The 13061-nt window shown below is 60.5% G+C and carries 16 protein-coding genes; 7 read left to right on the forward strand and 9 right to left on the reverse strand.

Annotated features, from left to right (window positions below; all coding sequences use genetic code 11):
* Positions 1-25: 25 nt before the first annotated feature.
* Positions 26-451 carry a hypothetical protein gene (locus tag VBE63_RS01770; RefSeq protein ID WP_323681274.1) on the reverse strand — a complete coding sequence of 142 codons (426 nt, stop codon included), beginning with the start codon at positions 449-451 and terminating at the stop codon, positions 26-28.
* 21 nt (positions 452-472) lie between these two features.
* On the reverse strand, positions 473-1378 hold the full coding sequence (locus tag VBE63_RS01775) for a LysR family transcriptional regulator (RefSeq protein WP_323681275.1): 906 nt from the start codon (positions 1376-1378) through the stop codon (positions 473-475).
* A 203-nt stretch (positions 1379-1581) separates the two neighbouring features.
* Between VBE63_RS01775 and VBE63_RS01780 the strand changes: the two genes are divergently transcribed.
* The gene (locus VBE63_RS01780; RefSeq protein ID WP_323681276.1) at positions 1582-2898 is read left to right on the forward strand and encodes an OmpP1/FadL family transporter; all 1317 of its coding nucleotides are present in this window, start codon (positions 1582-1584) and stop codon (positions 2896-2898) included.
* A 105-nt stretch (positions 2899-3003) separates the two neighbouring features.
* Here VBE63_RS01780 and dsrE2 read toward each other — a convergent pair whose 3' ends face one another.
* The 3 genes from dsrE2 to VBE63_RS01795 all read right to left on the reverse strand — a co-directional run bounded on the left by dsrE2 (position 3004) and on the right by VBE63_RS01795 (position 4270).
* A complete protein-coding gene (dsrE2, locus tag VBE63_RS01785; RefSeq protein WP_200236251.1) occupies positions 3004-3483 on the reverse strand; it encodes a sulfur carrier protein DsrE2 in 480 nt (159 codons plus the stop codon).
* A gap of 64 nt (positions 3484-3547) precedes the next feature.
* Positions 3548-3778: a sulfurtransferase TusA family protein gene (locus VBE63_RS01790; RefSeq protein ID WP_323681277.1), complete on the reverse strand. Its 231-nt coding sequence runs from the start codon at positions 3776-3778 to the stop codon at positions 3548-3550.
* 165 nt (positions 3779-3943) lie between these two features.
* Positions 3944-4270: a rhodanese-like domain-containing protein gene (locus VBE63_RS01795; RefSeq protein WP_323681278.1), complete on the reverse strand. Its 327-nt coding sequence runs from the start codon at positions 4268-4270 to the stop codon at positions 3944-3946.
* A gap of 261 nt (positions 4271-4531) precedes the next feature.
* Here VBE63_RS01795 and cysG point away from each other — a divergent pair, with 261 nt between their 5' ends.
* From cysG to VBE63_RS01810, 3 genes are read left to right on the forward strand one after another with little or no spacing between them, the layout of a single operon-like run.
* Positions 4532-5959 (forward strand): siroheme synthase CysG, encoded by a 1428-nt coding sequence (gene cysG / locus VBE63_RS01800; RefSeq protein ID WP_323681279.1) that lies wholly within the window; start codon positions 4532-4534, stop codon positions 5957-5959.
* Positions 5960-5973: 14 nt separating this feature from the next.
* On the forward strand, positions 5974-6339 hold the full coding sequence (locus tag VBE63_RS01805; protein WP_323681280.1) for a hypothetical protein: 366 nt from the start codon (positions 5974-5976) through the stop codon (positions 6337-6339).
* 41 nt (positions 6340-6380) lie between these two features.
* Positions 6381-6644, forward strand: coding sequence for a zinc ribbon domain-containing protein (locus tag VBE63_RS01810; RefSeq protein WP_323681281.1), 264 nt, complete (start codon positions 6381-6383; stop codon positions 6642-6644).
* Positions 6645-6690: 46 nt separating this feature from the next.
* Here the strand turns inward: VBE63_RS01810 and VBE63_RS01815 are convergent, their stop codons facing one another.
* The gene (locus tag VBE63_RS01815; RefSeq protein ID WP_323681282.1) at positions 6691-7818 is read right to left on the reverse strand and encodes a S1C family serine protease; all 1128 of its coding nucleotides are present in this window, start codon (positions 7816-7818) and stop codon (positions 6691-6693) included.
* A 360-nt stretch (positions 7819-8178) separates the two neighbouring features.
* On the opposite strand from VBE63_RS01815, the gene VBE63_RS01820 reads away from it, so the two are divergent.
* The 3 genes from VBE63_RS01820 to VBE63_RS01830 all read left to right on the forward strand — a co-directional run bounded on the left by VBE63_RS01820 (position 8179) and on the right by VBE63_RS01830 (position 10612).
* Positions 8179-8379, forward strand: a complete 201-nt coding sequence (locus tag VBE63_RS01820) for a DUF2892 domain-containing protein (protein ID WP_323681283.1) — start codon at positions 8179-8181, stop codon at positions 8377-8379.
* A 161-nt stretch (positions 8380-8540) separates the two neighbouring features.
* Positions 8541-9428, forward strand: coding sequence for an ABC transporter ATP-binding protein (locus VBE63_RS01825; RefSeq protein WP_323681284.1), 888 nt, complete (start codon positions 8541-8543; stop codon positions 9426-9428).
* Between the two features lie 98 nt (positions 9429-9526).
* The gene (locus tag VBE63_RS01830) at positions 9527-10612 is read left to right on the forward strand and encodes an ABC transporter permease (protein ID WP_323681342.1); all 1086 of its coding nucleotides are present in this window, start codon (positions 9527-9529) and stop codon (positions 10610-10612) included.
* A 71-nt stretch (positions 10613-10683) separates the two neighbouring features.
* Here the strand turns inward: VBE63_RS01830 and VBE63_RS01835 are convergent, their stop codons facing one another.
* From VBE63_RS01835 to VBE63_RS01845, 3 genes are all read right to left on the reverse strand, one after another.
* Entirely contained in the window at positions 10684-11505 is an 822-nt protein-coding gene (locus tag VBE63_RS01835) for a hypothetical protein (protein ID WP_323681285.1), read from the reverse strand.
* Positions 11506-11567: 62 nt separating this feature from the next.
* Entirely contained in the window at positions 11568-12323 is a 756-nt protein-coding gene (locus tag VBE63_RS01840; RefSeq protein ID WP_323681286.1) for an S-methyl-5'-thioinosine phosphorylase, read from the reverse strand.
* Positions 12324-12571: 248 nt separating this feature from the next.
* Positions 12572-13015 (reverse strand): hemerythrin domain-containing protein, encoded by a 444-nt coding sequence (locus tag VBE63_RS01845; protein ID WP_323681287.1) that lies wholly within the window; start codon positions 13013-13015, stop codon positions 12572-12574.
* Positions 13016-13061 lie beyond the last annotated feature (46 nt).

Genomic DNA, 13061 nt, shown 5'->3' on the forward strand with positions numbered 1-13061 from the left:
CTGGCGATCATCCAGGCACGAGCGGCTAGGTGGCATCACCGGCATCGTCACCGGTCGCCTCCGAGATCCCTGGAAGCTGGGTCTGATAGCGACTGACGAACAAGACCTCGAGCTCATCGATCACCGCCGCCGCATCACGCCCCTGGAGGAGATGCGCCGCCATCAGCGCCGAGGTCTCATGCAACATCTCACCGGGATCAAGCATCGGATACACCCGGCGTAGCCGTTTGATTGCGGCAACGACGCTCTCTTGGGGCGGACGCGCCTCCTGCTGAGGCTCAGTCGCTGGGGCAGACGCGCGGTCGCCCGACAACGAGCCCGCAGCGCCCGCCCCACCAGCCATGAGAAATTCGGCAAAAGCCATCAGGGCAGCCCGATCCTGGGCATTCAGCGCCCTCAGGATCTTCAGCAGTCGGCGCTCAGGCGCCGAGGCACGCTCCATGGGGATCATCTCAGCCTCCCGCTCATCTCATCACGCGCTCGTGTTGCTCTTACAGTAGGCCCGGGCGAATTCAAGCAGTTCCTCCATCACACGAATCCTGAACTTGTGCTTCTGATGGACAAACGAAAACGGGCGGAACAATGGCGGCTCCAAACGCAATGCGACCAGGCTGCCGAGCTTGAGCTCTTTCTGAATCGTCGCCGTCGAGACGATGGATACTCCCATCCCCGCCTCGACCGCCCCCTTCACAGCTTCTGGGCTACCGAGCTCCATCGCCACCTTGAGTGCCCCAGTCCCACCGATCATCTCATCGAGGTAATCATTGATCACCTCACGGGTTCCAGAGCCTTCTTCGCGGCAGATGAAGGGATACTCGAGCACGCGTCGACAGGCCACACGACGTTTGTTCGCAAGATCGTGATCGGGTCGGACAATCGCGACCAGTTCATCCTGTTTGCAGGTCTCCACCACGAGGTGACGATTCGCGACAGGCGATTCGACCACGCCCAAATCGATGGCATTGCGCTCGACCAGCGAGACGATGCCCTCGCTGTTAGAGACCTTGAGATGAATGCCAATCTCCGGATAGCGCTTTTTGAAGTCGCCGAGCAGGGTTGGCAGCATGTACTCGGCGATCGTGGTGCTCGCACCGATGGTGATTGAGCCGCTGATGTCGCCTGTGAGCTCACGGACGCCCTGCTCCATCTCGGCATAGAGTTCAAAGATTCGATCGGCATACTCGAACACCCGGGCACCAGCAGCCGTGAGGCTGATCCGGTTGCGCCCGCGGTCGAACAGCCGGGTATTGAATTGATCTTCAAGCTGTCTGACCTGGAAAGTCACCGCTGGCTGCGTCATATGCAACGCCTCGGCCGCCTTGGTGAAGCTCAGCAGACGCGCCACCGTGTGAAACACCTGCAGTCTGCGGTCTGCCATGGTCTCCTCGAAGCCGTCTTCAGCGTCTGCCTTTATAGCATAAGCGCTCCGATCTAGCCCGAGCGCGCCTCCTTAGCAGCAAGAGCGAGAGCAGATTCGCAACACAGCTGGATTCCCGCAACAACGCGGTGTATATTCACCACATTGGCGATAATAATCACACCACAATCGAAGCCACACAGCGGTCTGAGGAGGCTCGCTCAATGTATGCATTTCACAACAGCCATTGGTCGGCGCTAACGATCTCCGGCGCCATTCTCGGCGCCTGCCTCTCTTCGAGCGCATCGGCCTCCGGCTTCGCCGTCCCCGAGCTCTCAGCCGCGGGCATCGCCACAGCAAACGCGTTGGTAGCGAACCCCGTCGAGCGTGGCGCCGCCCCTTACAATCCAGCCGCGATCGCATTTCACGACCAGTCCTGGATAGCCGCTGGAAGCCTGCTGATTGGACCCTCATTCTCCGTCACTAACTCAAGTGGCAGCCACGACAGCGCTGGGGCGGATTGGCTCGCTGCGCCTATGTTTCAGACCGCGATTCGTATCAATGAGCGTTGGTCGGCCGGGCTTGGCATCAGTGCCCCCTTTGGCCTTGAGACACGCTGGAAGACCGAGACCTTCCCACCGCTGACCGGCAGCTTGACCTTGCCGGAGCCTCCATTGGGGCCAGGCGGCAGCGTACCGACAAGCCCGCAGCCGACGCAGAGCAACCTCGAGATCATCGACTTCACACCGACGCTCAGCTACGCTATCTCCGATGAGCTAGCCGTCGCACTTGGCCTAGACATCTATTGGGTGAAAGCGGCCACCCTGAATTCATCGATCACTCAACTCGAGGGTGACGGCACCGGGCTTGGCTTCAACCTCAGCGCACTCTATGCGAAAGGACCCTTCAGCGCCGGTATCAACTTCCACTCCAGCAGCACCATCAGCGTCGACGGCACTTACAGCGCGCTGAACCCAACTCTGGTGATGATTGGCGCACTGCAGCCCAGCCAGACCGCGGAGCTTGATCTCAATCTCCCATGGCGCCTCCAACTCGGCGTCCGTTACGAGCTCACGCCAGCGCTCGCAGTCGAGGTTGACTGGACCCGGAACGGATGGAGCAGCTTTGACCAGATCAAGGTCAAGGGCGATCTCAACGGCGCCATCCTCTTTGAGGACGTGAACGACTGGAAAGACGCCAACGCCTATCGGCTTGGCATCAGCTATCAATTGCAAGACCAGACCCAGCTCCGCTTTGGCTACTCCTTCGACGAGACACCCCAAGGCGATGGCCATTTCAGCGCCCGAGTGCCGGATAACGATCGCCACCTCTTTGGTGTCGGCGTCGGCCATAGCCTAGGCAATGGCTGGCAGATTGACGCCGGCTATATGTATGTAAAGTTCAAGGATCGCAAGTATCGCAGCGCGACGCCTTATGTGAGAGGCGTCGATATCAATGGCACCGACGCCATCAATGGCGACTACGAGGCCAACGCGCACCTGATCGGGCTTGAGGTTAGCAAGTCGTTCGACGCCTTCTAACCTTTAGCTCGGAGACCAGCCCCCTAAGCGCGCGCACCTCGCCGCGCATTTCAAAGGCTGCTCGAGCATGAGCAGCCTTCTTTTTGCTTCAATGCTAGACTAGGATCAGATGTACAGGCAGATATCGCTCTCGCCCGCAAACTCGAAGAAGGCTGCGGCGCCAGCGTACTCAACGCCATCGATGAACTGCGAGGAATCCATGTCGAATAGATCCACGGTCATCTGGCAGGCGATCAGCTTCACCTCGGCCTCTTGACAAAGCTCGCGCAGCTCCTCGACGCTAGCGACGCCCTTGTCCTTCATCTTCTGCTTCATCATCTTGGTCATCATGCCCTGCATGCCAGGCAGGGTCATGCCCAGGATCGGGAACCACTTGTCCATGCCCATCGGCATCGGCATGCCTGGATTGCCAAGCGGCGTGACTTGCAGCTCGAGCTTCTTCTTCAATAACTGCAGGCCATAAAAGGTGAAGAAGATCTGCGTCTCATAGCCCAGCGCAGAGGCGGTCGACGCCAGGATGAAGGGGGGGTAGGCCCAATCGAGCGAGCCCTTGGTGGCGATGATGGCCAGTTTCTTTTCGTCCATCGTTTCCTCCCAGTGGAGCCCGTTCGCCGAGCCCCTGCTGTAGTGTTAAGGGGTGAGGCGGAGGTCAGCTCTTCTTGATCATGAAGTGAAACTTGCCACCCTCTTCCTTCGACTCCATCAGCTCGTTGCCGGTCTGCTTGGAGAAGGCATCGAAGTCTTTGACCGAGCCTGGGTCGGTTGCGATCACATGCAGAATCTCGCCCGCCTCCATGCCGTTGAGCGTCTTCTTTGCGCGCAGGATCGGCAGCGGGCAATTGAGTCCACTTGCGTCGAGCTCTTGATTGAAGTCTGCCATCGGTTACACCTCACACTCTGTGTTAAAAAAGTTGGACGAGCCCTGTCAGCTCAAGACCCACGATTATGCTTTAGTATTTCAGCACAAACGAAGCTGCTGATTTTTAGCCGAAACTGGACCAAAAGGCAATACGAGTGGCACTCAGCTGGCCCCATTCGACGACGCTCAACCGCCGTTGATCGGCCCAATCTCGTAGCCGTGCCGGGCCCAGGCTATGATGCCACCGCGCAGATTAACCACGTTCTCAAAGCCCTGTTGCATAAGAAACTGACAGCTGTGATACGAACGCGCGCCACTGCGGCAATAGATCACCAGATCGCGATCGCGAGGCAGCTCCGCGGCACGCACCGGGATGACGGCCATCGGGATGTGGATGGCGTTTGGCAACGCACCCTGTGCGACCTCCGCAGGCGTGCGGACATCGACTAGCAGGACATCCTCGCCGTTGCTCAGCCGTGACTTGAGGGTTTCAGAATCAATCTCTGTGACCACGGTTTTGACTACCCAATGACCAAGTATTTCAGTATATTAACATGCTCGAACAGTGTCGTCGCCGTTCTTGTCGCGCTGGTCGTCCAGCGATCGGCGGGCGATCGGCCCCAAGCGGCTCGAGCAAGGCGTATGATCATTGGTCTGCTTGGCAGCAGATTCCAGTGAGCCGCCAAGCACCATCAACATTCCAGGCCTGCGACGGTTGCACCAATCAGCCGGTCAGAGCACACCACAGTTTCGCCCCCAGAGGCAGCCTCAGCGATGGAACATCTCCCCATCTTCCTCGATATCAAAGCAAAGCCCTGCCTCGTTGTGGGTGGCGGCCCGATCGCATTGCGCAAGCTCGACAATCTCAGGCGCGCGGGCGCCCGGATCAACGTCGTGGCACCCAAACTCAGCGACGAGTTCAGGGCGCAGGTCGACCCGACCGAGATCAGCTATCACGCCCGAACCTTCGCGGACCGGGATATCGACAGCATGCACTTGGTAATCGCGGCCACCGACGACCGCAACGTGAATCGGCGCATCGCGACGCTTGCCAGCGCGCGCGGCATCCCGGTCAACGTTGCCGACCAGCCCGAGGACTGTACCTTTATCATGCCGTCGATCATCGATCGCTCGCCGGTCGTGGTCGCGGTCTCAACCGGTAGCGCCTCGCCCGTGCTGGCACGCATGATCCGCGCCCGGCTGGAGTCACTGGTGCCCGCCGGCTATGGCCGCCTGGCCCAGCTCTGTGCCGATTATCGGGACAAGGTGAAGGCCCGATTTGAGCAGCAGCGCGATCGCCGCCGCTTCTGGGATCGCGTGCTGCAAGGCGGCGTAGCCGAGCGCGTCTTTTCCGGGCATCTAGACGAGGCCAAGGTGGCGATGGAGAAGGAGCTCGAGTCTGGCACCCAAGCTAGCACGGGCGAGGTGTACTTGGTCGGCGCCGGTCCTGGCGATCCCGATCTGCTCACCTTTCGCGCCCTACGCTTGATGCAGCAAGCCGATGTCGTCGTCTACGACCGTCTGGTCGCCAAGCCGATCATCGACATGGTACGGCGCGACGCCGAGCACATCTACGTCGGCAAGCAACGCAATCAGCACACGATGCGCCAGGAGGAGATCAATCGTCTGCTCGCGCAGCTCGCCAAAGCGGGCCATCGGGTGTTGCGCCTCAAAGGCGGTGATCCCTTCATCTTCGGCCGCGGCGGCGAGGAGATCGATACTTTGGCCGCTGAGGGCGTGCCCTTCCAGGTCGTGCCCGGCATCACTGCGGCCAATGGCTGCGCCTGTTACGGCGGCATCCCCTTGACGCATCGCGACTACGCACAATCGGTCACCTTCGTCACCGGCCATCTCAAAGATCACAGCATCGATCTCAACTGGCCACAGCTGGCACAGCCAAATCAAACCCTCGTCTTCTACATGGGTTTGGTCGGTCTGCCGCAGATCGTCGACAAGCTGATCGAGCACGGGGTCGCACCCGAAATGCCAGTAGCGCTGGTGCAGCAAGGCACGACGCACATGCAGAAGGTCTATGTCGGCACCCTGGCTACGATCATGACCGAGGTCGAGCATGATCCGCCGCAACCGCCAACATTGGTCATCGTCGGTGAGGTCGTGCGCCTGCGCGAAAAGCTAGCCTGGTTCAGCACAGTGCCTGATCCCGAACAGGGTGCGACCACTCCGATCCTGCCCGGCGACTGAGCCCGTGACCACTGATGGCTGTCGTCAGCGCAGTAGAGCGCGCCCGGGAGCCCAGTCTAGCGCCTCATCCGGATAGCCTTTGGAATCGCAAGCGGATAGACAAGCAGCGCAAGGCGAATCGGCACTCCAGCCAACGAGGGCCTGCATTCAGTGCCCAAGGCTGGGCTGGGCCGCCCCTAGCACTGCTGTTCTCACTGTTCCTGATCCTTGGCCATGACCTGGCTGCGGCAACGCCCCCCACGACACTGGTCTTCGCGATCAGCCTTGAGAGACCGCCACTCGCCTTCAAGCGCGAAGACGTCGTGCAGGGGCTCGAGGTCGATCTGGCTCGCCAAGATTGGTGGCTCGTCAGCCCCACCCTGAGCGTCTGCTTGGTATAATCCTCGTATATCAGCAAACATCGATATAGAGGACCTCTCAGATGCCAACCTATGACTATCGTTGTGACACCAATGACCGCATCGTTGAGGTGAGTCATCGCATGAGCGAGACCATCAGCACCTGGGGAGAGCTCTGCGAGCGTGCAGCGATCCCCTGCGGCGATACACCTGTATCGACCCCGGTCAGCCGCATGGCGACCGGCGGCAACCTGATCTCGAGCAGCGCCCTCGGCAGTGGCAGCGCGCCAGCACCAGCCTGCGGAACCGGCGGTTGCTGCCCGAGCGGCCTCTGCGGCCTCGACTAAGGTCTAGGGCCGCCAGGGATTGGCGGCGCATCAGTCAGCAGATGGCCTAATCCCAACGGACGGATTCGCCGCCGAGATGGATCTCCACTTCGATGGAGTGGCCATCTCGCTCAATGGCGAGCCTGACTCGGTCACCCACCTGGTAGCCTTCGAGGATCTCGATCAGATCAGCCATCTCTTTCACCGGCTGTCCGTCGAGCTGCTGGATCACATCGCCCGGCAGGATCTCCCCTGTCGGACTAACTCGGGTATCGATCAGGCCCGCGACAGCAGCCGGCGAATCTGGCCCCACCCCAAGCACCAAAACACCTTCGAGACCAAGCTGCCGCAAAATCGGTCGGCTGATCGCGTCGTCGGTGGTGATGCCGATCCTCGGTCGGATGTAACGCCCGCGCGCGATCAGTTGCGGCACGACCCGGTTGATGGTATCGACAGGAACGGCAAAACCGATGCCGCTAAAGGTGCCAGAGGTGCTGAAGATGGCTGTGTTGATACCGATGAGTCGCCCGGCGCTGTCGATCAGTGGGCCGCCTGAGTTACCCGGGTTGATCGTCGCATCGGTCTGGATCAGTCCGCGGATCTCGCCGGATCGCTCGTTGTAGATGGTTCGATCTAGCGCCGAAACCAGGCCCGCCGTCAGGCTGTAATCGAAGCCGAATGGATTGCCGATCGCAAACACCTTCTGCCCAACCCGCAGATCGGCACTGCGGCCAATCGGAATCGGCTTGGGCGCCTGCCATGCACCACTGATCCTCAGCACCGCCAGATCATGGGCCGGGCTCTTGCCAATCATCTCGGCGCGGAAGATGCGCTGATCGGCCAGGCGCACCCATGCCGCGCTCGCCTCGGCAATCACATGCCAGTTGGTCACGATATGCCGTTGGCCATCCCAAACAAAGCCCGATCCGGTGCCGCGACGAACGACGTTCGGATCAGGTGTCCAACGATTGACCAGCTCCTCGGTCGTGGTGATGAAGACCACCGATGGGCTCACGGACTCAAAGATCGCGATCGTCGACTGTTCATCGGCCGCGAGATCACCACGGGCGGTAACCGCTCTGGGCGCCGCTTCGCGGTCAATCAGCCAACCGTCGATCCAGGGCCGGAGCGCGAGCAGCGCAAGAAAAGCGATCACTGCCCAAAACAGGGCGCGGGACAACTGAAATCCGTGCATGAAAAGGCTCGAATGGACGACCACAGCGAAAAAACCGCTCAGAATAACCAGTCTAGCGGACAAAGGCCGTGGATTTGCATCATCCATTGTCCAATCGCAACGCCCCATGCCCCATCTGCCCTTATACTCTCGACTCACGCGGTCGCGACACCCGTTTGCCGGCTGCGCTATCAGAGGCAGGGTTCTCGGCATCGGTCCAGATGCGGGAAACCTAACGCCATCGTCCCCATCTTAACGCTTAGTCAGACCAAGGCAGCTGGCCCCTAGTCATCGGGCTCCCGTCATCGGCCCCCTAGTCATCGGACAGGGTACAGCCGCCAGCGTCATGAACCCACACTCATCGATCCTTTGGAGCATCCTATGAACCTCGTCAAAAACGTTGGCCAGACTGATCGCAACATCCGTTACGCTGCTGCCGGCGTGCTGGTCCTGTTCGCCATCATCACCGGCTCTTGGCTGCCGGCCCTGCTAGGCTTGATCCTGCTAGGAACCGCCTACTTCGGCACTTGTGCGGCCTACATGCCGCTCGGGATCGACACCACCAAGAACGACAAGGAATAAGACCACCGCTGGTGCTAGGGCCCGAGACCACCGATGCATACTCATGCGATCGGTGGCTCTGTGACCTGACCGCATCAGCGCCCACACAGGGACGTGTCCAACCCGTCGCTCCGACAACTGACTGACTGCATCGACCATACAACAGCCCTGTCGCTGAGCCGATGACTGATCCTTTTCTGATCGCCGCTGACGGGCTCGTGAAACAGTTCCCAGGCCTGCGTGCCGTCGACGGCATCAGCTTTGGTGTCCGGCCCGGCCAGTGTTTTGGTCTCCTAGGCCCAAACGGCGCTGGCAAGACGACCACCCTTGAGATGCTTGAAGGCATCCAGTCACCGACTGCTGGTCGCGTGCTCTACCGGGGCCGGCCGCTCGATCGCGACTTCCGCGAGCAGATCGGCATTCAGTTCCAAGCCACCTCGCTGCAAGATTTCCAACGGGTTCGTGAAGCCCTAGCGATGTTCGCGGCCCTCTATCAGCGCCATGCGGATCTCGACGAGCTCATCCAGCTCTGTCATCTGCGCGAGATCCTAGAGCGCGACACGCGCAAGCTCTCCGGGGGGCAGCGTCAACGTCTGTTATTGGCCATCGCTTTGGTGAACGACCCGACGCTGGTCTTTTTGGACGAGCCCACCACCGGCCTCGATCCCCAGGCCAGGCGCAATTTTTGGGCGCTGATCGATCGTGTCCGCGAACGTGGTACGACGATCCTCCTGACCACTCACTATATGGAAGAGGCGGAGCGCCTCTGTGACGAGATCGCCATCGTCGATCAGGGTCGCATCCTCATCCAAGGTCGTCCGAGTGCGCTGATTCAGGAGCATTTTCCGGCAGCGATCTTGCGCCTGCCGAGTAGCGCCTGGCCCAGCACTGAGCCCCTGCCAGCCAACGCCGAGCTGAGAGATACCAGTATCGAGCTCTATGTCGACGAGGTCCCTGCGGCCCTTGAACAGCTGGAGCAGTCCGGTGCCTCCCTGATCGATCTGCGCGTCCACCGCCCGAGCCTAGAGGACCTCTTCCTCAAACTGACCGGCCACAGCCTCAGAAACTGAGCTCTCGCGATGACACCCTGACGAAACCGGCGACAACACCAGTGACGAAACCAACGGACAACCTTCGCCTAAACCCAGTGCGAGCGCCTAGGATCTTCGTGCAACCGAGCTGGAAACGCATTGTCGCGATCTTTGTCGCCCGCAACCGCGAGTTCTACCGCGACAGCGCCGGCCTGATCTGGAACATCCTGATGCCGGTGATGATGATCCTCGCCTTCGCCTTCATCTTTGGCTCAGGCAGCCAAACCCTACTCAAGGTCGGCCTGCTCGACGAAGGTGACACGACGGCCTCGTCAACGGCCGGTCAGCAGTTCGAAGATTTCCTTTCAATCGAGACCATCCAATTCGTTCCGATCCGGGAGCAGAAGGCTGGTGTCGCCAAGGTCGCCAGACATCAGCTCGACCTGCTCCTCGACACCAGGGCATCGGCAGCCGAGCCTCCGCACTACTGGGTGAATCCGGAATCGGCCAATGGCTCGATCGCCGAGCGTCTGCTCCTAGGCTCGTTGAGCAGCGCGGCAGGGATGACCACCAACGGCGAGCCTGCACCAGAGCGAGTATTGCGGCAAACCGCCAGCGGCGAGGCATTGAGCTACGCCGACTGGGCCGTGCCCGGTGTGCTGGCGATGAACCTGATGTTCTCCAGCCTCTGGGGGGTTGGCTGGGTCGTGGTACGCTATCGCAAAAACGGGGTTCTGCGCCGTCTCAAAGCAACCCCGCTCACCCCACTCGAATTTCTGAGCGCACAGATCCTTTCACGGCTCATCGTGGTAATGGCCTCCAGCCTGATTGTGTATACCGGCGCCCAGTTGCTGCTCGATTTCCCGATGCAGGGCTCTTATCTCGCACTCATCCTGATCTATATGGCCGGCGCGCTCAACATGATCAGCTTGGGATTAATCGTCGCCGCCCGACTTAGGACAGAGGAGCTGGCCGATGGCCTCCTCAACCTCATGTCTTGGCCCATGCTCTTGCTCTCAGGGGTTTGGTTCTCGATGGAAGGCACCAGCGCAGCAGCGCAGGCCCTCTCGCACCTCATCCCGCTGACCTATCTGGTCGATAGCGCTCGGGCCGTGATGATTGATGGCGCCGGACTGCTCGAGATCGCCCCACAGTTAGCACTGTTGCTGATGATGGCGGCGATTCTGATCAGCATCGCATCACGACTGTTCCGCTGGGAGTAGCGCGGGCGTCGTCTCAGGAGAGGTTGGTGCGTCCGACCGAGCGGCCGATCCGCACCCTCCTCTTGGCGGGCTCAGTTCGATGCAGGAGCGCCTGGTGCAGCTGGATGCTGATAGTAGTAGCCAGGCGCAGCGGGTGCAGGCCAACGGCCATAGGGTGCGACCGCCGGCGGTGCCGCTTGCCAAGGCGCTGGCTGCATGCGCTGCATTGCCTCCCAGCGCTGGCGCGCGGCGGCCTCAGCTTGACGCCTGCGCTCGGCATAATAGGCCTCGGCCTCAGCGCGCCGCTGAGCCGCCCAATCGCTCGCATTCGCGGGTGCTTGCGCCTCTGCGGCCTCAGCACTTGCCGCCGTCTTCTCTGCTTTAGCATCAGTCGCGCTCGGAGCCGGAGCCGCCGGTGCCGGTGGCGTTGCCGGCCGCGCGGCTTGCTTGGCGGCCGGTGCAGGCTCTGATACCGGCGTTGGGGCTGACACCGGAGCCGGCTCAGCAGCAGCCTTCGGCTCCGACTTTTTGGTCATCAATGCCTGGGCAAAGGCCTCCGCCTCCTGCTTGCTCACATCCGGTGCATCCGCTGAAGCTGCTGCGCTGGCCGCAGCAGGTGGCGTTGGCTGAGATGGTTCAGACGGAGCCCTGCTCGCCGCCTCGCTGGCAGACCCACTTGAAGCAGGCGCGGCAACGGACGGCGCCTCAGGCTCGCCACCGCTCTTAGTGAACGGGACAAATGGCTCCCCAGGGTCACGCTCAAGGGAGCCGAGATAAAGGTATCCAAAGAGCAGCACAAGTCCCCAAAGCAGAACCTTGGGGACGAAGCCCATCCGCGTCTTTGGCTGCGTCTGGCCTTGCGTTGGATTCTGCTCAGCATTCTCCACCGGGGTTTGCTCCTGATCGTCTGCCATGTTTGTTTCTCCGCGAGGTTGTTTTGGTTGGTTGTGGGAACACATCTCTCGCCGGCGTCGTTTCAGCCAGCCGGCAGGGTACGCTGTTCGGCAAACACCGCCAACAGGCGCCCAATATCATCGGCACAGCGCTCGATTTGCGCATTGATCGCCTCCATGGTGATCGCTTCGTCACTGAGGCCCGCGCCCCAATTGACGACAAACGCCAGTGTGGCATAGCCGAGATCGCGCTCGCGAGCAAGCGCTGCCTCAGGCATCGCTGTCATACCGACCAAGTCGCAGCCATCGCGCGCCATCCGACGCACCTCAGCTGCCGTCTCAAGCCGAGGTCCCTGAGTCACGGCATAGGTGCCACCATCGCGAAGCGCAATCCTAGCGGCGGAGGCCGCAGTCAGCAGTTGCTGGCGCAACGCTTCGCTATAGGGCTCGGTAAAATCGACGTGGCGCACGCCATCGGACTCATCGTCGAAGAAGCTATGAACACGACCATAGGTGTAATCGATAAGCTGATCAGGCACGCAGAGGGTTCCTGGAGGACAGCCCGGATGGAGACCACCGACGGCCCCTAAGGCGACCACCGACGAACAGCCGGCATCGACGAGGGCCTGAATATTCGCCCGATAATTGATGCGGTGCGGTGGCAATCGATGCCCTGGACCATGGCGCGCCAGGAAGCAAACCGGCTGACCATGGATGAGCCCATGCACTAGGGGCGCCGAGGTTGTTCCATAGCGGGTTTCCACAGGCTGAGTGTCGCGCACCTCAAGACCTGGAAAGGCGCCGAAGCCGGACCCGCCAATAATCGCCAACTCAGACATGAATGCCACTCCCGGAACAGAGGAGGGCCATTGTACTGGACTCGGGCGACGCTTGAACACTCGCGACGCCCGCCTAGCATCGGCAAGAACCTGCAAACGCAGGCCTTGCCTTGAATTCGGATAGACCTGATCGTCATTCCCACCGGCTATTGGAGGCCAGGCTGTCTTGGAGAACCTGGCGAAACCTTTTATTGAGCCAGATCAATCCTTGATCAGCTCGCCTTGATCAGCCCAGGCCAAGAATCCGATCAGACACGCTGCTCGACAAAGATTCCGATTTCGAGGAGTTTTGGGAACAGCACCTGCTCCTCGCGGTCGATCCGGTAGGCAAGCATGTCGAAGATTTCGTGCGTTTCTTGCAAGAACTCGTCGCTGAAATTGAAATCGCAGTTCTTCAGCCAGCGCTTGTAATACTCGTCGAAGGAGCGGCGCAGCGGCTTCTCACCGCTGATAAACCCCCAAGCGATCGACTTGATCTTGGGATCTTCGTGGATCAAGAGGTTTGGATAGAGCTGCTTGTCCTCCTCAGAAAGGTGCAGTTTGACCTTCTTGGCAAGATCGCACAGCAGTTGATAGGCCGTCTTCGCATTGGGCCTGATCTTCAGCTGCTCAGGCGCTGTTAATTGCCGGAGATCGTCGATCATCTGGCGCAGCTCAGCATGACTACTGCGGTAGCCGTCGAGTGTTTGCATCACCATCCTCCACAGATTGAGTGCTTCAGGATGGGTTTAGCCCATG

It is taken from the genome of Lamprobacter sp. (genome assembly GCF_034860625.1).
GTDB lineage: Bacteria > Pseudomonadota > Gammaproteobacteria > Chromatiales > Chromatiaceae > Lamprobacter.